Source organism: Arthrobacter sp. PvP103, assembly GCF_017833075.1.
GTDB lineage: Bacteria > Actinomycetota > Actinomycetes > Actinomycetales > Micrococcaceae > Arthrobacter.
Map to the genome: position 1 here is coordinate 3,504,683 of NZ_JAFIBQ010000001.1, position 18,031 is coordinate 3,522,713.

The 18,031-nt window shown below is 66.9% G+C and carries 19 protein-coding genes; 14 read left to right on the forward strand and 5 right to left on the reverse strand.

What is annotated here, in order from left to right:
* The 6 genes from JOE41_RS16180 (at nt 1) to JOE41_RS16205 (ending at nt 5,560) form a co-directional block, all read left to right on the forward strand.
* Nucleotides 1–918, forward strand: coding sequence for an ABC transporter ATP-binding protein (locus JOE41_RS16180; protein WP_209752954.1), 918 nt, complete (start codon nt 1–3; stop codon nt 916–918).
* Nucleotides 911–1,741 (forward strand): ATP-binding cassette domain-containing protein, encoded by an 831-nt coding sequence (locus tag JOE41_RS16185; RefSeq protein WP_209752955.1) that lies wholly within the window; start codon nt 911–913, stop codon nt 1,739–1,741. The genes JOE41_RS16180 and JOE41_RS16185 overlap by 8 nt, the downstream gene beginning before the upstream one ends.
* 41 nt (nt 1,742–1,782) lie before the next feature.
* Nucleotides 1,783–2,772: an aldo/keto reductase gene (locus JOE41_RS16190; RefSeq protein ID WP_209752956.1), complete on the forward strand. Its 990-nt coding sequence runs from the start codon at nt 1,783–1,785 to the stop codon at nt 2,770–2,772.
* Between the two features lie 77 nt (nt 2,773–2,849).
* Nucleotides 2,850–3,641, forward strand: coding sequence for an HpcH/HpaI aldolase/citrate lyase family protein (locus JOE41_RS16195; protein ID WP_209752957.1), 792 nt, complete (start codon nt 2,850–2,852; stop codon nt 3,639–3,641).
* A 3-nt stretch (nt 3,642–3,644) separates the two neighbouring features.
* The gene (locus tag JOE41_RS16200; RefSeq protein WP_209752958.1) at nt 3,645–4,889 is read left to right on the forward strand and encodes an exo-alpha-sialidase; all 1,245 of its coding nucleotides are present in this window, start codon (nt 3,645–3,647) and stop codon (nt 4,887–4,889) included.
* Nucleotides 4,886–5,560: an SDR family NAD(P)-dependent oxidoreductase gene (locus JOE41_RS16205; protein ID WP_209752959.1), complete on the forward strand. Its 675-nt coding sequence runs from the start codon at nt 4,886–4,888 to the stop codon at nt 5,558–5,560. Before JOE41_RS16200 ends, JOE41_RS16205 begins: the two co-directional genes overlap by 4 nt.
* A 144-nt stretch (nt 5,561–5,704) precedes the next feature.
* Here JOE41_RS16205 and JOE41_RS16210 read toward each other — a convergent pair whose 3' ends face one another.
* A complete protein-coding gene (locus JOE41_RS16210; protein WP_209752960.1) occupies nt 5,705–7,291 on the reverse strand; it encodes an alkaline phosphatase in 1,587 nt (528 codons plus the stop codon).
* Between the two features lie 289 nt (nt 7,292–7,580).
* On the opposite strand from JOE41_RS16210, the gene JOE41_RS16215 reads away from it, so the two are divergent.
* Both JOE41_RS16215 and JOE41_RS16220 read left to right on the forward strand, forming a co-directional pair.
* On the forward strand, nt 7,581–8,318 hold the full coding sequence (locus JOE41_RS16215; protein WP_209752961.1) for a hypothetical protein: 738 nt from the start codon (nt 7,581–7,583) through the stop codon (nt 8,316–8,318).
* A gap of 62 nt (nt 8,319–8,380) precedes the next feature.
* On the forward strand, nt 8,381–9,283 hold the full coding sequence (locus tag JOE41_RS16220; protein ID WP_209752962.1) for an alpha/beta fold hydrolase: 903 nt from the start codon (nt 8,381–8,383) through the stop codon (nt 9,281–9,283).
* Between the two features lie 51 nt (nt 9,284–9,334).
* Here the strand turns inward: JOE41_RS16220 and JOE41_RS16225 are convergent, their stop codons facing one another.
* Entirely contained in the window at nt 9,335–10,060 is a 726-nt protein-coding gene (locus JOE41_RS16225) for a hemerythrin domain-containing protein (RefSeq protein ID WP_209752963.1), read from the reverse strand.
* A 91-nt stretch (nt 10,061–10,151) separates the two neighbouring features.
* The gene (locus tag JOE41_RS16230) at nt 10,152–10,625 is read right to left on the reverse strand and encodes a hypothetical protein (protein ID WP_209752964.1); all 474 of its coding nucleotides are present in this window, start codon (nt 10,623–10,625) and stop codon (nt 10,152–10,154) included.
* Between JOE41_RS16230 and JOE41_RS16235 the strand changes: the two genes are divergently transcribed.
* The 3 genes from JOE41_RS16235 to JOE41_RS16245 all read left to right on the forward strand — a co-directional run bounded on the left by JOE41_RS16235 (nt 10,609) and on the right by JOE41_RS16245 (nt 13,217).
* Nucleotides 10,609–11,013 (forward strand): hypothetical protein, encoded by a 405-nt coding sequence (locus JOE41_RS16235; protein ID WP_209752965.1) that lies wholly within the window; start codon nt 10,609–10,611, stop codon nt 11,011–11,013. The genes JOE41_RS16230 and JOE41_RS16235 overlap by 17 nt on opposite strands.
* Nucleotides 11,014–11,064: 51 nt before the next feature.
* Nucleotides 11,065–12,306 (forward strand): S8 family serine peptidase, encoded by a 1,242-nt coding sequence (locus tag JOE41_RS16240; protein WP_209752966.1) that lies wholly within the window; start codon nt 11,065–11,067, stop codon nt 12,304–12,306.
* Nucleotides 12,307–12,368: 62 nt separating this feature from the next.
* Entirely contained in the window at nt 12,369–13,217 is an 849-nt protein-coding gene (locus tag JOE41_RS16245) for a triacylglycerol lipase (protein WP_209752967.1), read from the forward strand.
* A 13-nt stretch (nt 13,218–13,230) separates the two neighbouring features.
* Here the strand turns inward: JOE41_RS16245 and JOE41_RS16250 are convergent, their stop codons facing one another.
* Nucleotides 13,231–13,983, reverse strand: coding sequence for an alpha/beta fold hydrolase (locus JOE41_RS16250; RefSeq protein ID WP_209752968.1), 753 nt, complete (start codon nt 13,981–13,983; stop codon nt 13,231–13,233).
* 210 nt (nt 13,984–14,193) lie between these two features.
* Between JOE41_RS16250 and JOE41_RS16255 the strand changes: the two genes are divergently transcribed.
* Nucleotides 14,194–15,411 (forward strand): FHA domain-containing protein, encoded by a 1,218-nt coding sequence (locus JOE41_RS16255; protein ID WP_209752969.1) that lies wholly within the window; start codon nt 14,194–14,196, stop codon nt 15,409–15,411.
* A gap of 163 nt (nt 15,412–15,574) precedes the next feature.
* Nucleotides 15,575–15,778, forward strand: a complete 204-nt coding sequence (locus tag JOE41_RS16260) for a cold-shock protein (protein WP_011690916.1) — start codon at nt 15,575–15,577, stop codon at nt 15,776–15,778.
* A 108-nt stretch (nt 15,779–15,886) separates the two neighbouring features.
* On the opposite strand, the gene JOE41_RS16265 is transcribed toward JOE41_RS16260, so the two are convergent.
* Nucleotides 15,887–17,692 carry an SARP family transcriptional regulator gene (locus JOE41_RS16265; protein ID WP_245200741.1) on the reverse strand — a complete coding sequence of 602 codons (1,806 nt, stop codon included), beginning with the start codon at nt 17,690–17,692 and terminating at the stop codon, nt 15,887–15,889.
* A gap of 117 nt (nt 17,693–17,809) precedes the next feature.
* Between JOE41_RS16265 and JOE41_RS16270 the strand changes: the two genes are divergently transcribed.
* On the forward strand, nt 17,810–17,971 hold the full coding sequence (locus tag JOE41_RS16270) for a hypothetical protein (protein ID WP_198011536.1): 162 nt from the start codon (nt 17,810–17,812) through the stop codon (nt 17,969–17,971).
* Nucleotides 17,972–18,031 lie beyond the last annotated feature (60 nt).

The window sequence follows — 18,031 nt, forward strand, 5'->3', positions numbered from 1 at the left end:
ATGACCGCACAAACTCCCGCTTCCGGCCGCCGGGCGCAGCCCGCTTCCGAGCAGCCGAAGTTCACCGAGCAGCCGCTCCTGGAGGTCCGCGACTTCCAGGTGGAACTGATCACCGACGCCGGCATCATCCGCGCCGTTGATTCGGTCAGTTTCAGCATCCACCGGGGCGAGACGGTCACCATCATCGGTGAGTCCGGTTCCGGTAAATCGACGACGGCGATGGGCATCCTCCGCCTGCTGCCCGAGGACCTGGCGGTGCTTTCCGGCACCGTGCTGATCGACGGCGTCGACGTGACCGCCGATCCCAAGGCCATCGACAAGGTGCGCGGCAAGACCCTGGCACTGATCCCGCAGGACCCCATGACGGCGCTGAGCCCGGTGCACTCGATCGGCAGCCAGCTCTTCGAGGCCATCCGGATCGCCGGCGCTGCCTCCGCCAAGGACAAGGGCGCCCTGCAGGCCCGGGCCGTCCGGCTGCTGGAGCAGGTGCACATCCCCACCCCGGAGAAGCAGCTGAAGAAGTACCCGCACCAGCTCTCCGGCGGCATGCTGCAGCGCGTGCTGATCGCCATCGCGCTGGCCAGTGAGCCGCAGCTGCTGGTGGCGGACGAACCGACGTCGGCCCTGGACGTCACGGTGCAGGGCGGCATCCTGGACCTGCTCCTGGAACTGCAGGAACAGCGCGGCATCGGCATCCTGATGATCACGCACGATCTCGGCGTGGCCCGGCTGATCTCGGACCGCATCCACGTGATGAAGGACGGCCGGTTCGTGGAGTCCGGCGACGTCCAGCAGATTGTGGACCACCCCGCCACCGAGTACACCCGGGCCCTGCTGGCCGCCGTGCCCGTCCTGGGTCCGTGGGACGAAACCCCCGCCGCCACCACCCTGACCACAACTGGAGCAAGCCATGACTAAGCCGTTCCTCGCCGTCGAAAACCTCGTGGTGGACTACCACGTGCCGGGCGGCACCTTCCGGGCCGTTGACGACGTGTCCTTCTCCGTGGACAAAGGCAAGACGATCGCCGTCGTGGGTGAATCCGGCTGCGGAAAATCCACCATCGCCAAGGCGCTGATGCGGCTGGTCACCCCCACCAGCGGGCGCATCGAGCTGGACGGAACGGACATCGCTTCGATGAGCGAGGCGAAGCTGCGGCCCATGCGGTCCAAGTTCCAGATGGTGTTCCAGGACCCGTACGGTTCCTTGGACCCGCACATGACTGCGCAGGAGATCGTGGCCGAGCCGCTGAAGCTGCAGGGCGTCCGGTCCAAGGCGGAGCGGCACAAGGCAGCCGCCAAGCTGATCGACCAGGTGGGCCTGCCCGTGGCGTCCCTGGACAAGCACCCGTCCGAGTTCTCCGGCGGCCAGCGCCAGCGGATCGGGATTGCCCGGGCGCTCGCGTCCAAGCCGGAACTGCTGGTCTGCGACGAAGCCACCAGCGCGCTGGACGTCTCTGTTCAGGCGCAGGTGCTGCGGCTGCTGAAATCCATCCAGGACGAAACCGGAATCACCTACGTCTTCATCTCGCACAACCTGGGCGTGGTGCAGGAGATCAGCGATACCGTCATGGTGATGCAGCGCGGCAAGCTGGTTGAATACGGCTCCACCGCGTCCGTCCTGACCGCCCCCAAGGAGGACTACACCCGCAAACTCCGCCGCGCCGCGCTGGACCCCTCCACCATGACGGGCCTCAAGCCCCGGCACCTGGTCCGCTCCCTGGCCCTGGCCAACCAGGCCTAAACCTACTTTCCTGAACCAACGCAACCGCAAGGAATCAACGCATGAGCAAGCAGCCCGAAGGCGCCCAGGTGGACGGCCTGAAACTTCCCATTTCCCGGCTGGTCCTGGGGACCATGACGTTCGGCGACACGGTCGACGAGGCCACCGCGGGGCGGATGGTGGAGGAAGCGCTCGACGCCGGCATCACCACCATCGACACCGCCAACGCCTACGTCGGGGGAACCACCGAGGAAATGCTCTCCCGCCTCCTCAAGGGTCGCCGCGGCGACGTTATTCTCGCCTCCAAGGCGGGCATGCCGCACGCGGACCACGGCTCCAACTCGCCGTTGTCGCCCGCGGGTCTGCGTGCCAGCGTGGAGGGGAGCCTCCGCCGGCTCGGCGTGGACAGCATCGACCTGTTCTACCTGCACCAGCCGGACCGCGCCACGCCGCTGCGCGACACACTGGCCACCGTGGCCGAGCTGTTCGCCGAGGGGAAGATCTGCGCGCTGGGCGTGTCCAACTTCGCGGCCTGGCAGATTGCCGACGTCATCCACACGGCACGCGAAGTGGGGGCGCCGCGGCCGGTGGTCGCGCAGCAGCTGTACAACCTGGTGGCACGCCGGGTGGAGGAGGAATACCTCGAATTCGCGGCCACCCACAACGTCCACACCATGGTCTACAACCCGCTGGGCGGCGGGCTGCTCACCGGCAAGCACAGCTTCGATGCCAAGCCCACCGAGGGCCGCTACGGCGACTCCAAGCTGGCCGCCATGTACACCCAGCGCTACTGGGACAAGCAGCTGTTCGACGCCATCGGGGAGCTCTCCCGCATCGCTGACGGTGCAGGGATTTCCCTGGCCGAGCTGTCGCTGCGCTGGCTGGCCTACCGGGACGGCGTGGGCTCCATGCTGCTGGGCGGCTCCAAGGTGGAACAACTGCAGTCCAACATCGCCGCAGTGGCCAACGGGCCGCTGCCCGCCGACGTCGTGGACGCCTGCGACGCCGTGGGCACCTCGCTGCGCGGCCCGATGCCCGCCTACAACCGCTGATTTCCTCACTAACTTCCTGAACCGACTGCTTCCCTGTACCGACTGCTCCCTGAACCGACACTGACTGAAGGACTCTGATGACCTCCCAACTGGCCCTCGAATTCGCCCGCAAGATCCGCGCCCGTGAGCAGGCGGTGGGCTACTGGGCCGTGCTGGACGCGCCCGTGGCCACCGAACGCATCGGCCGGCTCGGCTACGACTACGTGGCCCTGGACGCGCAGCACGGCCTGCTCGGCTACTCGGGCGTGCTCAACGGGCTGATGGCCATCGACGCCGGGCACACCGCCGTCGGCATGGTCCGCGTGGAGGCCAACGACTTCACCGCGATCGGCAAGGCGCTCGACGCCGGCGCCGTGGGCGTCATCGTCCCGCTCATCAACAACGCCGCAGACGCCGCCGCCGCCGTGGCGGCCGCCAAGTACCCGCCGCTGGGCGGCCGCTCCTACGGCCCCATGCGCTCGGCCCTGCGGATCGGCCCCAAGCCCGCCGACGCCAACGCCACCACCCTGGTCTTCGCCATGATCGAGACCCCCGAAGGCCTGGCCAACGTCAAGGAAATCTGCGCCACCCCCGGCCTGGACGGAATCTACGTGGGACCGTCGGACCTGGCGATCGCCGTGGGCGGGGCCTTCCCCGGGGATCCCGCCGTCGACGCCGAATTCAACGCCGCGCTGGAGACGATCGGCGAGGCCGCCGCTTCGGCCGGGATCGCCGCCGGCATCCACACCCCGGCGGGGGAGGTGGCGGCCCTCCGGCTGAGCCAGGGCTACACCTTCGCCACCATCGCCTCGGACCTGACGCACCTGGAACAGATCGCGAAATCCCATCTCGACGCCGCCCGCTTCGACGCCGGAACCAAGGAGAGCTGACCCATGACAAACACCACCACCGACGCGTACAGCACCATCACCCCGGACGGGACCGTAAAGCGGGCGGACGGGGCGGACTTCGCCTACCTCCCGGCCCCCACCGTGCAGAGCCACGCCGCCAACCTCCTCACGCTGCCGGACGGCCGGCTGGGCTGCGTCTGGTTCGGCGGCACCCAGGAAGGCGTGCCGGACATCTCCATCTGGTTCTCCGCCCTGGAACCCGGCAGCAGCCAGTGGTCCGAACCGCAGCAGCTCTCCAACGACTCCACCCGGTCCGAACAGAACCCCATCCTCTTCACTGCGCCGAATGGCGCGCTGTGGCTGCTGTACACCGCGCAGAAGGCGGGCAACCAGGACACCGCCGAGGTCCGCCGTCGTACGTCCATGGACGGCGGCCGCACCTGGGGCGAGGTGGAGACGCTGTTCCCCGCGAACGAAACCGGCGGCGTGTTCGTCCGGCAGCTCCCGGTGGTGCTGCCGTCCGGCCGCCTGATCGTGCCGATCTTCCGGTGCATCACCACGCCGGGGGAGAAATGGGTGGGCAACAGCGACGACAGCGCCGTGATGATCTCCGACGACGCCGGCGCCACGTGGACCGAGCATGTCCTGCCGGGGAGCCTGGGCTGCGTCCACATGAACATCCAGCCCGTGGCCGACGGCTCGCTGCTGGCCCTGTTCCGCAGCCGCTGGGCGGACTCGATCTACGAATCCCGCTCCACCGACGACGGGTCCACCTGGAGCGAGCCGGTGCCCACCGAGCTGCCCAACAACAACTCCTCCATCCAGTTCACCGCGCTCGCCGACGGCCGCCTGGCCCTGGTCTACAACCACAGCCGGGCGGAGGCTTCCACTGAGCGCCGGTTGTCCCTCTACGACGAAATTGACGACGACGGCCTGGCCGAGGAGCAGGGCCAGGTGGCCGAGCCGGACGCTTCCGCTTTCTCCGAGGACGACGGTTCGCGGAAGGCATTCTGGGGGACGCCGCGCTCGCCGATGACGCTGGCCATCTCCGAGGACTCCGGCCGCTCGTGGCCCATCCGCCGGAACCTGGATGTGGGGGACGGGTACTGCCTGTCCAATAACTCCCGCGACGGGCTGAACCGTGAGTACTCCTACCCGTCCATCCACCAGGGCCCGGACGGTTCCCTGAATATCGCGTACACGTACTTCCGGCAGGCCATCAAGTTCGTCCGGGTGGACCCGCAGTGGGCGTACGAAGGCACCACCACCCCTGGCGGGGACGAATGACAAAGCACGCCGTTGTCACCGGCACGAGCTCTGGAATCGGCAAAGCGATCGCCGAACGCCTGCTCGCCGACGGGTGGCGGGTGACGGGGCTGAGCCGGACCGAGTCGTCTCTGGGGGAGGGGTTTCAGTGGCAGCAGGCGGACCTGTCCGAGCCCGAGTCCCTGGCCAGCGTGGTCGAGGCCATCGGGCCGGCCGACGCCCTGGTCCACGCCGCCGGGTTCCAGCGGACCGCGCCCTTGGGCGAGCTGGACCCGTCTGCGCTGACGGGCATGTTCACCGTCCACGTGGCGGCGGCCAGTGTCCTGGCCAACGCCCTGGTGCCGTCCATGCCCGACGGCGGGAGGGTGCTGCTGCTGGGCAGCCGCACCTCCACGGGGATGCCGGGCAAGAGCCACTACGCAGCCACGAAAGCTGCGTTGATGGGTCTCGGCCGGACCTGGGCGCAGGAACTCGCGCCGCGGGGGATCACCGTCAACGTGCTCTCCCCGGGCCCGACCGACACCCCGATGCTGAACGACCCCGGCCGCGCAGCCACCCCGGTGCGGATGCCGGCCCTGGGCGCCCTGGTGGACCCGGAGGACGTGGCCGCGCTGGCCGCCTTCCTGCTGGGACCCCACGGGAAGTCCATCACCGGCCAGAACTACGTCATCTGCGGAGGAGCCTCACTCTAACCCCCTGCGACGCTCTCTCACTTTTGGCCCCCTGTCCTCCGGACGCTCTCTCACTTTTCTGAAGAGAGTGAGAGAGGGTCGCTGAAAAACCGCCGTTAAGTGAGAGAGCGTCCTATCTGTGCTTCTCGTTTCGGGGTTCTGCGGCTAGCGTGCCTGCAGCCCCGGAACGCCGTCCTGGATCGCGAAGGAGGCCTTCGTGCTGACGGGGGATCCCGGCGTCGTGACGTAATCCAGGACGCGGAAGTCAGCGGTCAGCGCATCCTTCGTAATGCGGGTGTTCACGTAGCCGCGGTTGTCGTTATAGAACTTCAGGTGCGGGTTCCAGGCCATGGTCGCATCCGTGGTGGAGCCGGTCCCGTTGCCGGTGGAGGTGATGGACGTGCACACCAGTTCGGAGCCGACCACGGGGGAGGCGGGGTCCTTGTAGTCCACCTTGACGTCGTTGGCCCAGTTGCGGTGCACGTCGCCGGTGAGGACCACGGCGTTGCGGACGTTCGCGTCCACCCAGCCCTGGGTGATGCGGCGGCGGGAGGCGGCGTAGCCGTCCCACCCGTCCATGGAGACGTCGTCGATCTCGGGCGCGGCGTTCCTGTCCTTTTCGGCGAAGAAGACCTGCTGGCCGAGGATGTCCCAGCGCTGGGTGGAGTTCCTGAAGCCGTCCAGCAGCCACTTTTCCTGCTCGGCACCGGTGATGGTGCGGTCTTCGGCGAGGCGCTCGGCCACGTTCTTCTTCCAACCGTCGCCGGCCAACTGGTCGTCGCGGTACTGCCGGGTGTCCATCATGTGGAAGTTGGCCAGCTGTCCCCACTGCAGGGTCCGGTAGATCTTCATGTCGGGCCCGGCCGGGAGGGACGACGGGCGAAGCGGCATGTTCTCGTAGTACGCCTGGAACGCAGCGGACCGGCGCTGCCGGAAGTGCTCGGTGGTGTCATTCAGCTGCCCGGCGTCCGTGTTCTCCGGGACATCGTCCGCCCAGTTGTTGTCCACCTCGTGGTCATCCCAAACCACCAGCCAGGGCGCAATCGCGTGCGCGGACTGCAGGTCGGCGTCGGCCTTGTACTGCGCGTGCCGCTGCCGGTAGCCCTGCAGGGTGGTGGTTTCGGGTCCCTCGTGGTCGCGCGGGTTGCCGCCGCCGATCACGTAGCTGCCCTTCTTGTACTCGTACAGGTAATCACCGAGGTGCAGTACGAGGTCCGGGTGGTCCTGCGCCAGCCGGGAGTAGGCGGTGAAGTAGCCGTGCTCGAACTGCGCGCAGCTGGCGAACGCCATGGCCAGCGCCGCCGGCGTCTCATGTAGCGCCGGGCTGGTGAGGGTGCGTCCCACCGGGCTGATGTGCTTGCCGGCACGGAACCGGTAGAAGTATTCCCGGCCCGGCCGCAGTCCCTTGAGTTCGACGTGCACCGAGTGGGCGGTTTCGATCCGGGCGTGCTCGACGCCGCGGGCTACTACAGTGCGCATGCCCGCGTCTTCAGCCACTTCCCACGCCACCGCGACGTTGCGGGAGGGCATGCCGCCCAGACCGTCCTCCGCTACGGGGTCAACGGCCAGGCGGGTCCAGATCACAAAGCCGTCCGGCCACGGCTCGCCGGAAGCGATGCCGAGCAGGAACGGATCGGTGCGGAGACCGGCGTCGTCCGCGGTTGACGTCGCGAACGCTGCACCCGGCAGGGCGGCCACGAGGCCGGCCCCAAGGCTGGCGGAAAGAAGGGATCTGCGTGAAATATTTTCCATATTGTCGACCGTAAGAAGGCCGGTTGGACAGGCTGTGAGAGCGGTGTGAATGGATGGTTAACTGCGTGACAAACATTGTCGAGGCGGCTTAGGGCCGGGATTTGCCTGTTGTTATTACCGACTGCCGCGGCCGGGATGCTGTTCCGAAGGGGTATCTTTGGGCAGGGGGGCCGTACCGGTCAAGTCCTACACCGGTGTCTGAGTTTGCCCACGGCACGGCCGAGCAGCAGCACATTTCCGGTGTCAGCGTCGACAGCGATGTCGTGATCATGACTGAGGAGAGTGACTGGTGAGTAACGCCAGCGAATGGGCTGCCACGCTCAGGGCATTCCACGAGAAACAACTGGACCGTCCCCGCCGGGTGTACCGGCTCGGCCGCACCAAGGTCATCTTTTCGGGTGGCCATGCCGCTTGCATTGTGGGTGCGGCAGTAGCGGCTTCCGCGTTGGATTTTCCCAGCTGGGCGTTTTGGATTGCCATCGCTCTCGGATTTGTCGTGGGAAAGTTCCTCTTCCCAGTTCCTCGCAGCAGCGTAGCGAGCCGATATGGTTCTAAGGAGCTGGCCAGGAAGTCTCCCGGCGATCTGGACTACATGACGCCGGCGGAGATCCGCGCCTACCAGTACAACGCCCAGTTCATCCAGAAGGGCATTACCCCGTTGGCGCTGGGGACCGAAGAAGCTCTTGGCCGCCAGTCTGAAGCGGTCAGGACGGTGTCCCTGACCACGGGCGCTGACGCGAGGTTGTTGGCACATCTTTCCCTCGCGGATGTCAGGGAGTATGGGCGTACTGCCGACCGTCACGATCTGCTTGAGCGCCGATGGCGCCAATACGAGATGGACCCTCAATTGCAGTTCGATTTTCCCGCCATGACTGATGCTTCCCTTCCGACAACCTCGGCAATGATCAGGGCTAGGCACACCGCTGGTCAAGAGAGAACCACAGGTAAACCGGCCGACTACAAGCTGGCTGTGGACAGGTTTTCGCAGACGCTGGCAGCAGCGGAACAGGCGGCCGGCGTTCCGTAGCGGTTTGCTCTTCCACCACAAAAGTGGTGACAGGTTGAGCCCCCGAGTAATACCTTGGGTTCATGCGAGGCCCAGCCGCCGCCATGCCGCAACTCGACGGTGTTACCCACCGGTGGATCGACGTGCGCGGGATAACCATGCATATCGCGGAGGCCGGGAACGGGGAGCCGATTTTCCTGCTCCATGGCTTCCCGCAGCACTGGTGGGAGTGGCATGGCGTCATTCCCCGCCTGGCCGAGCATTACCGGGTGATTGCCGTCGACCAGCGCGGCTTCGGCTGGACCGATGCCCCCGCGGACGGCTACAACGCCCGCACCCTCATCGAAGACATCGTCCTGCTCATGGACGAGCTGGATATCCCGCGGGCGCGCTTTCTCACCCATGACTGGGGTTCGGTCGTTGCCCAGCTCCTGGCCATGGAACGGCCCGATCTGGTTGAGGCGCTCGTTGTCACGGGTGCCCCGGACGTGCACATCAGACCGAACGCCGGGCTGTTGGGGCTTTTCCCCAAGCTCTGGCACGCCTTCGCGCTCGCGGCTCCAGTAATCGGTCCGCGTCTCCAGCGGAACGAGAAGTTCACGCGGCACCTCTTCATGGCCTTCGAGCCCGCAGGCGGCGTGCCGGAGGAAGACATGGAGCTCTACACGGTTGGGATGGCCCAGCCCGAGAGGGCACGGGCAGGCTCAGCCCTCTACCGCGGCACCATCCTCCCGGCGTTCATGGGCATCATTTTCGGTGCATACGCCAAACGCGACTTCACGGTGCCGACCCTCGCCCTCATCGGTGCCAGGGAGCCGTCCGCGACTCTTCAGGAGATGGGCCACCGGCCCGGGCGCGGGGGCAACGTGACCACGGAGATCCTTCCCGGCGAGGGCCACTTCCTCGCGGACCACCGCCCTGAGCTGATTGCCGACAGGGCCCTCCGGTTCTTCGGACACGCGCCGGACCAATACCACGACAAATAGTGCAGCCCACAGCAGTATCCCCATTAGGGCGACCGGCAAAATCATCGTCTTTCAGAGTGTCTCGGGTATGGTGCGTCCCGGGAAGAGCGTGGAGTACTGCCGGCGGTACATCCTGCGCCCGACGAGACGGTAGGCAAGTCGGACCGGCGGAGGGATCTCCTTGAACAGCTCCTTCCGGTCTGCGGGAGGGTTCGTGGCAAGCACCATGCCGAGGTAGGCGACCATGAACTTCTTGTCGAACTGCTCGATCCCGTGCTGGCCAACCCCGTTCATTTCCTTCTCGTCCATCACCCTGTCCACGGTGGGCATGACCTCTGTGACCTCGCGCCGCAGGTGCACTTTGAGGACAACGGACAGGTCCTCGTAGCGCCTGGCGAGTTCCTCACCGGCCTCTGCGCCAGCCGTCTCCATCCAGCGGAGGCGGATTGGCTGGATGCCCTCAAGCCGTTGTGTGACCTGCCTGTGCTGCTCGAGCATCTGCGCTATGTGCAACCCGCACGCCGGCGCCCGCTCCGCCAGTTGCGGGTACATGAGCAGGTCCTCGCCCTCGTGGTGGACATGGAGCACCTTGTCGAAATTGCCCAGTACTTCGCCCACATACGCGGCCCGGGAGATGTCACCGGCCCCGGCAGAGCGCACCAGGCCCGGTGCCTCGTGGTACGCCCAAAGGAAAAAACGGTGGATGCGCCGCATGGCCGCCGACCCGGTGCAGAGGACGGGCCCCGGTGGCAGCGGAGCTGCGGTCTCGCCGGGCTGCATGGTGAAGAAGTCAGTCATTGGGTGGCCCCTAACGGCAATCAACCGAAACCAGGACCTCCCCCGGCAGCATCGTATCGCTTGCCCTCATGCCGAACAATGGCCAGGCCGCCTAGTTTCGCCGGGGTGCTTGGCCGCCCATCCGGCCGGTCGGTGCCTGCCTTGGCGTCGGACTTAAGTCCCTGTTGTGGAGGGCGGCTCCGGCGTATTTTGAAGGCAGGTCCCGAACCGTCGGGGACCGCACCCAAGGGGGCACCATGACCAGGCCCAGGCTTACGGCATTCAGCGTTTTGGGGCTCTGCGCCCTGTTCTCGCTTTCGGGCTGCTTCGGCCCGCCGGCCCCGGCGCCCACGGGCAGCTCCGCCGCCGCGACCACAACGCAGGCCACGACGTCGTCGCCCACGAGCAGCTCCGCCGCCCCGACTGTAACCCCGACGACGACGGCGAGCCCGACTGCCACGGGCAGCCCGTCGGCGACCCCGACCCCGACAGCGACTGCCCCGCCGTCGTCCGCCCCCGCGAACCCGCCGGCGACGCAGGAACCGACGTCCCCCGGGCTGCCCGAGCAGGTGGCCCCGCTGACCATCTACTACGTAGCCATCGAAGACAACGGCATATCGGGCCCCAGGATCGGCTGCGGCGACAGCCTCGTCGCTACGACCACCGCCCCGGTCCGCTTCACGGACCAGGTTGGCCCCAGCATCGGGACCTTGCTCGCGAACAAGAGCCGCGACGTCGGCCTGTCAGGGCTCGTGAACGTCCTGTACCAGTCGAACCTCAGCTACGTCGGCGGCGAGCTGGACGGCAGCACGATCACGATCTACCTCTCCGGGCAGTTCATGCTGGGCGGCGTGTGCGACATCCCGCGCGCCAAAGCACAACTGGAGTACACCGCCATGGCCGCGGCCGGGGCAACGAGCGCCCAGGTGTTCGTCAACGGCCGCCCGATCGACGAAGTGCTCAGCCTCAAGTAGTGCAGCCGAAAGGCACTATCCAGCTGCTGAAGTTTGCCGCAAGATAACTGGATGAAAAAGATCTTTGTAGCCGGTTTAGCAGCGGTAGTCATGGGCCTCGGCGGAATTGCCGCGGCAGTTCCGAGTAGCGCGGCCGCCGAGCCGTCACCCGCCGCGGGCCAGATCATGGTGAAATTCCGTGACCCCGGCGCCGCGGGAGGCGCTCTGCGCCAGCATGGCCTCAGCGAGGGCCCTGGCATCGGCAGTACCGGCGCCCAGCTCATCAAAGTACCGGCCGGCAAAGAACTTCAACTCATTGACGCCCTGAGCCGGAACCCGGCAGTTGAGTATGCCGAGCCGGACGAGCTTGTCACTGCCGCTACGGCGGACGAGTATTTCCCCCGCCAGTACGCCCTGCAGAACAACGGCCAGTCGTACACCAACACCGCCGGCACCCTGTCAGTCGCCGGAGGCACAGCAGACGCCGATGTGGACGCCGTTGAAGCGTGGTCCGTCACGACCGGCAGCGGCATAAGAGTTGCCGTTCTCGATTCAGGTGTCGCTAGCGACAACCCCGACATCAACCCGAAGGTTGTTGCACGCGGCAACTTCAGCGGCGCGGCCACCAACGAAGACAACTACGGCCACGGCACCCACGTCGCCGGCATCGTTGCCGCCACTGCCAACAACACGATGGGTGTGGCGGGTTTGTGCCCGGGGTGCACGATCCTGGCCGGAAAAGTTCTCAACGACAGCGGGATTGGATCCAGTTCGGGCCTTGCGAACGGCATCAACTGGGCGGTCAGCAACGGCGCGAAGGTGATCAACATGAGCATCGGAGTGCGGGCGTCACGCACTCTCGAAACGGCCGTCAATAACGCCTGGGGCAAGGGCGCGGTGCTCGTTGCCGCAGCAGGCAACGGCGGCAACCAGACCAAGATCTACCCGGGCGCCTACCCCAACGTCATTGCCGTCGCCGCAACCGATAACAACGACGCCAAGGCATCCTTCTCCACCTACGGAGCCAGTTGGGTGGACGTCGCGGCGCCCGGAGTCAACGTCTATTCAACGTTCCCGAACCACACCTTCGTCCTTGGGACGCAGAACAACCGCTCATTCGGTTATGACGTCGGCAACGGGACCTCAATGTCCTCACCCATCGTCGCTGCCACGGCCGCGCTTGCCTGGAGCTCGCATCCTGGCGCCACCCAAACCTCAGTCCGCGCAAATATCGAATCAACCGCTGACAAGATTTCCGGTACGGGCACGTACTGGGCTTATGGCCGCGTGAACGCGGACCGGGCCGTCCGTTAGGCGCTACGCGCCCCGGCTATCCGGGCGTGAACATTTGTGCAGGAAGCTTCCGGAGATCCTCAATGTCACTGCTATCCAAAACTCTGTCCATCGCCGCAGCCGCCGTCCTCGCGGGGTCCCTGTCCGTCGTTCCCGCCCAGGCGGACACCCTGGACGTGGCCCCGCCGGGTGCCAACGACTGGTCCTGCAAACCCAGCGCCGAGCATCCGTATCCGGTCATTCTTGTGCCTGGAACGTTTGAGAGCATGGTCAAGAACTGGTCCACTCTGTCGCCCTACCTCAAGAGCGCCGGGTACTGCGTCTTCGCCCTCAACTACGGCGAGACGAACGGTGTGTATGCCACCGCCCCCGTGGCCGACTCCGCGCAGGAACTCGCCCCGTTCGTGGATGCGGTACGTGCTGCCACCGGCGCCAAGAAGGTGGATCTTGTGGGCCACAGCCAGGGCGGAATGATGCCCCGCTACTACATGGGCTTCCTCGGCGGTGCCAAGAATGTCAATAAGCTCATCGGGATCGCACCCTCCAACCACGGCACCGAAGGCGTCATCGTCCCCCCGCCTGGCTTTGTCGCTGATCCGGACTACACCGGCCTGGGCTGTGCGGCCTGCGCCGACCAGCAGGCGGGCTCGGCGTTCATGCAGAACCTTAATTCCATTGGCGACACCGTGGCTGGACCGTCGTACACAGTCATTTCCACGGTCCACGACGAAGTGGTCATTCCCTACAACAGCCAGTTCCTCGCCGGCCCGGCGCGGCAGGTCACGAACATCACCATCCAGGACAAGTGCCCGGCCGATCTCTTCGCGCATGACCAGACGCCGAACGACCCCGTGGTGCACCAGATCGTGGCCCATGCTCTGGGCAAGCCTTCGGGTCCTGCAGACCCGGCCTTTCAGCCCGCCTGCATCTAGCCTTGCCGGCCTATCAATCCCGCGCCCACAGTTCGCGCAGCAGCCCGGCAACGCGCTCCGGCTCCACCCGGTGCGGCGGATCGAAGTGGTGGCGGTCCGGGGACACCTCGAGGCGGTAGTCAGGAAAGACCCTCCCGAGGCGCTTCGCGTTGTCGCCAAAATCGTCCGGGCTGCTCAACCCGCCCAGGACGAACAGCACCGGCTTCGTGAAGGAGGCCAGCCGTTCGCGGTCCAGGTCGTAGGTGTTGAAGGTCTGCAGGAACGCCCGGATCCCCGCCGGCCGCTTGGCCATCCACGGCGGCGGCGGACCCGGCGGCGGAGAAGGAAGGACGACGTCGGGCCTCACCTGCAAACGCATGAAGGCGCCCATGAAATCCTCCAGGGGAAGCCCGCCCAGCTGACCGTACTGCTTCCAGAGTTCGGTGTGGGCCGGGCTCCAGTCCCAACTGCCGGCCCAGGCCGGCTCCAGCAGGGCAAGGCTCAGCAGGCGCTCCGGGTGCCAGGCGGCGGTGGCCAAGGCAGCCGCGCCGCCACCCGAGTACCCTACGAGGTGGAACGCCTCCCAGCCGCGCGCATCAGATTCGCGGACCACGCCGTCTGCCTCCGTATCCAGGCTCCAGCCGGGCGGAGGCACGTTGCCCGCATAGAGTTCCAGGTCCTTGGCAATGGCTTCGACGCCCTGTCCCAGCGCCTCGAGGAGCGCACCGTAGGCAGGCTGGGCCGGGAGCACGCTTCCGGGAAGAAGGATGACCCGAGTTGGTCCCATGCCAGGATGCTACGCCCGGGCGGCCAAACGGGCTACTGCCTGCACGACCGCCCGCGCCCCCGGCGGGGCCCGCAAAAGACCGCCGCTGCGCGAGCCCGTTCTTGTCAGCCCCACCCGCCACGAGGAGACTTACTGTATGCCGTCCGCTAGAGCCGGCGGCGGTGTTTCTCCTTGCGGGGGCCGGCGCCCTCCTGGCTGGTCGGGGAAGTCGTGGATGCATCGGGGTCACGGAGCGCGTTCGTCGTCGTCAACGGGGAGGCGGCGGGCACCCGGATTGTGATCCCGCACGGCAAAACGACCGTCGGCAGCGACGAGGGTTCACGGCTGCGCCTGCCCGTTTCCGGTGTGAGCCGCCGGCACGCGCTGCTGACCTCGGCGGACGGCCGGACGATCCTCGACGATCAAAACTCGCGCAATGGCACCTGGGTGAACGGCCACACCATCACCTCGCCCACAGAGCTCGCCGACGGCGATGAGGTCCAGTTCGGGCAGGTCAGGCTCCGCTTTGTTGAAGGGACGTACGACGGCGGCAGCGCGCCGCCGCCCGAAGGCGGCGGTTGGGCCGAACCCCGGACCGCCCCGGCGGCTGCCAGGAAAAAGGGGCTAGGCTCGGCCCTGCTGTTCGCGGCTGCGATCAATGTGGTGGGGCTGATCGGCAACAGCCTGACCGCCTTCCTGACCGAGCTGACGCCCACCTGGACGTGGTTCGTCACCCCGGCGATGGGCCTGGCTGTGGCTCTGGGCGGGGAGACGCTGGATTACCTCAAAGACAAGGGAAAGCCGGCGCCCAAGCCGCCTCCGCGGCGTTACCGCCCGTCCAGCCTGGGACAGCCGGCACGGCCCGCGCGCCCGGTGCGGCCCGGGCAGCCGAATACGCACGCGACCACCTATCCTTCCCCGCCGGTCAAGGCGGCGCCGCGGTCACGTCCGGTCATCGCCACGGTGCTGGTGACGTTGCTCCTGCTCGGCGGTGGAGGCTGGCTGCTGGCCGCCGGCGCGAGTTACGCCGTCGGCTATTTTTCCGGGAATGAGGAAGGCACCCAGAGGCTGGCACGCCAGGTGGTGACGGAAACGCAGGGCGTCACGGTGACCGTCCTGGGCATCCAGAGCACCGCACATTTCACCCGGGTGGAGATCCATGTGCGGAACGGGACCGGCAGCTCAATGTCACTGCCGCTGTTTCACAACGCCGTCCTCACCGGCCCGGACGGCACGACGTTCGACGCCGATTCCTTCCGCAGCAGTTGGCAGCCCGAAATACCGCCAGGGGGCCAGCGGAAGGGGACCATTAACTTCGAGAGCCAGCTGCCCGAATCCGGCGGCACGGTGTCGCTCAGCTTCGTCACGGTGTTCATGCAGGGGTTCGACGGACCGCGGTCCATCACCGTCCCGGACATCCCGCTGATGCCCGTGGTAACTCCGCTCTGAAAACTCGTGTACAGTAGAGATCGTTGTTGTGTTTGTATTTGGTAGTTCAGGCAGTACGCGGGGTCGAAAGTCCTCGTTCTTCTGAAGTAGCGGTTTTGAACACCCCACACCGGAGGACCCGAAAGTCGGGACAGTTCCTCCACCTTCACGAAGGACATAAATAATGGCTACTGGTACCGTCAAATGGTTTAACGCTGAAAAGGGCTTCGGCTTCATTTCCCCCGATGACTCCTCACAGGACGTTTTCGCACACTACTCTGCGATCAACTCCTCCGGCTTCCGCTCCCTCGAAGAGAACCAGAAGGTCTCCTTCGAAACCGAGCAGGGCCCCAAGGGTCCCCAGGCCACCAACATCCAGGCTATCTAATTTCTTAGATACCCGGGACCGTTAGGTTTCCTATAAAAGCAGGGTCTGCCGTTTGGCAGGCCCTGCTTTTTGTTTAACCCGGGCGTGCTTTTACCGCGACAGGCTCGATCACCGGACGCCGTGCCGCTGCTTCAGGAACGCATCCAGCGCCGGATTCACGATCTCCTTCGCCAGCCACTGCACCGCCTGCGCCGCCGCCTCGTCGCCGAGCACCGCCCGGTGGGACTGCGCCCGCACGGTGAACTCCCGCATCCCGCTGCGGCTCGCCAGCTCGGCCAGGCGTTCGACGAACTTCGCAGCCCGCGGCGAGCGGCTGGCAATGGCAACCTCCGCCGCCGTATCCAGGAGCCGGGCCGAGTACCAGAGGTACCACGGCTTGGGTTCAAGACCGCGGTTGATCCAGTGCTCGGCTGCCGCGAGATCGCCGTGGACCAGGAACAGCCGCGCTTCGGCTCCCGCCGCCAAGGCCATGTAGCAGTGGTCGCCGGCAAGCTCTGCCATCACCCAGGACCGGTCAATCATGGCCGCGGCTTCTTCCAATTGCCCGGCTGCCAGGTAGGTCTCGCCGCGGACCCCGGCGACGAACGGCTCGAACGCCGTCCAGTGTTCCTCCGCTATCAAGGCCAGGGACCGGTCCAGGCAGGCGGCCGCCTGCTCCAGTTCCCCGCGAAGCAGATACACCCGCCCCAGCAGGGCCTCACTGAACGCCTGCTGCCTGCGGTTCCCGACAGCGGTGGCCAGCCTTCCGGACTCGGTCAGCGCCGCCACTGCATCCTCATACCGCGCCGTGTCCGAGGCCAGCATCCCCTGGATCGCCAGGATCCGGGCCTGCTCGTCGGGGAATCCCTCCGCGGCCCGCATCGCCCGGTCCAGCCACCCGGCCGCGCGGTCCGGGACACCGCGCTGTACGGACAGGTACCCCAGCTCGCGGTACGCGGCAGCGGCAGTCCGGGAGGCGCCGTCGGGCCCTTCCGCCTGCAGCGCCTGGTGCAGGAAGTCCGCCACTTCCGCCCCGCGGCCGCCGGCCTGGTGGATCAGCGCCCCGGACAGCGTCACGAGGGACTCGGCGATCAAATGGCCGTCGCCGTTGCGCTGGGCCAGCACCACCGCGAGCCGCAGCTGCTCCAGTCCCCGGTCCACGGCTCCCGCCGAGAGCGACGCCCCGCCGGCGTCGAGATAGGACCGCACCGTCGCCGCGGTGGCCGGCATCGCGGGGTCTGCTTGCGGGGCAGCATTGGACAGGGCCCGGCGGATTTCCGCAGGCAGCGGCAGGCCAAGCTCCTGACGGTAGAGGTTCCCGCATTTGGTGACATGGTCGCGTGCCCGGCGGTGCTCTCCCAGGGCCACGAGCGCCTTGACCAGGACGACGTTGCAGTCCGCATGGAACTGATCGCGGTGCAACGCTAGCGTCGCCAGCTCCGCCGCCTCGCCGGGAGCGCCTGATGCCAGTGCGGCCAGTGCGGCCTCGTAGAGCAGGGACTGGGCGCAGTTGTCGAGCCGGTAGCGCTGGTCCGCAAGCCACGAATCGAAAACCGGGGAATCGGCGAAGGACAGGCCCTCCAGCAGCTCGCCGCCGAAGCGTCGCGGATCAACGCCAGGACGGGCGGCCGAGTCCACTACTTCCAGCGCGTCGCAGCGCCACGGCGGCTGCAGGGTCAGCCGCAGGGGATCGCCGGCCACGGTGACGCCGTCGAGCGTCCGGCGAAGCTCGGACAGGTTCCAGCGCAAGGCACCGAGCGGGTCGGCGGCATCGGGAAACAGCAGCGACGCCGTGCGGGACCGGCCGGTGCCGTCCGCCTGCAGCGCGAGGTAGGCCAACAGGGCCCAGGCCTTCCGGCCTCTGGGCTGCAGGAGAGTTGTACCGGGGGACTCGATCGTTGGCGGACCGAGGAGCCGAATCCAATTCTCGGCCATACGGCTCATGGTACGCCGCGGGGGTGCCGGCGTCTGCGGGGCTCACACGTTTGCTCACACGCAGGCCGCACACACTGAAATCACCCAATCCGCACACACTCACAAGAGGTGCACATCATGGAATTTCTCGGCATCCTGCTACTTGGACTCTGGGTTCTCAGCGTTACCGTTCGAGCCGTCCTGACCGACGGCCGCGGCCACACGCCTGACATCCGCTCCACAGCGCCGTGGACGGCGGGCAACCTTCCCAGCGCGCCATACGCATCGCCGCGGATCTAGCCTGATGCCGGCCCCCCGCCGCAAGGAACGACGGCGGGAGGCCGGCCGTCACTGCCCGCC

Bases quoted from the DNA above. Each gene is read 5' to 3' on its own strand.
- JOE41_RS16180 (WP_209752954.1), top strand. From the start codon at position 1: ATGACCGCACAAACTCCCGCTTCCGGCCGCCGGGCGCAGCCCGCTTCC.
- JOE41_RS16185 (WP_209752955.1), top strand. From the start codon at position 911: ATGACTAAGCCGTTCCTCGCCGTCGAAAACCTCGTGGTGGACTACCAC.
- JOE41_RS16190 (WP_209752956.1), top strand. From the start codon at position 1,783: ATGAGCAAGCAGCCCGAAGGCGCCCAGGTGGACGGCCTGAAACTTCCC.
- JOE41_RS16195 (WP_209752957.1), top strand. From the start codon at position 2,850: ATGACCTCCCAACTGGCCCTCGAATTCGCCCGCAAGATCCGCGCCCGT.
- JOE41_RS16200 (WP_209752958.1), top strand. From the start codon at position 3,645: ATGACAAACACCACCACCGACGCGTACAGCACCATCACCCCGGACGGG.
- JOE41_RS16205 (WP_209752959.1), top strand. From the start codon at position 4,886: ATGACAAAGCACGCCGTTGTCACCGGCACGAGCTCTGGAATCGGCAAA.
- JOE41_RS16210 (WP_209752960.1), bottom strand. From the start codon at position 7,291: ATGGAAAATATTTCACGCAGATCCCTTCTTTCCGCCAGCCTTGGGGCC.
- JOE41_RS16220 (WP_209752962.1), top strand. From the start codon at position 8,381: ATGCGAGGCCCAGCCGCCGCCATGCCGCAACTCGACGGTGTTACCCAC.
- JOE41_RS16225 (WP_209752963.1), bottom strand. From the start codon at position 10,060: ATGACTGACTTCTTCACCATGCAGCCCGGCGAGACCGCAGCTCCGCTG.
- JOE41_RS16230 (WP_209752964.1), bottom strand. From the start codon at position 10,625: ATGGTCAGCGGGGCCACCTGCTCGGGCAGCCCGGGGGACGTCGGTTCC.
- JOE41_RS16240 (WP_209752966.1), top strand. From the start codon at position 11,065: ATGAAAAAGATCTTTGTAGCCGGTTTAGCAGCGGTAGTCATGGGCCTC.
- JOE41_RS16245 (WP_209752967.1), top strand. From the start codon at position 12,369: ATGTCACTGCTATCCAAAACTCTGTCCATCGCCGCAGCCGCCGTCCTC.
- JOE41_RS16250 (WP_209752968.1), bottom strand. From the start codon at position 13,983: ATGGGACCAACTCGGGTCATCCTTCTTCCCGGAAGCGTGCTCCCGGCC.
- JOE41_RS16260 (WP_011690916.1), top strand. From the start codon at position 15,575: ATGGCTACTGGTACCGTCAAATGGTTTAACGCTGAAAAGGGCTTCGGC.
- JOE41_RS16265 (WP_245200741.1), bottom strand. From the start codon at position 17,692: ATGGCCGAGAATTGGATTCGGCTCCTCGGTCCGCCAACGATCGAGTCC.
- JOE41_RS16270 (WP_198011536.1), top strand. From the start codon at position 17,810: ATGGAATTTCTCGGCATCCTGCTACTTGGACTCTGGGTTCTCAGCGTT.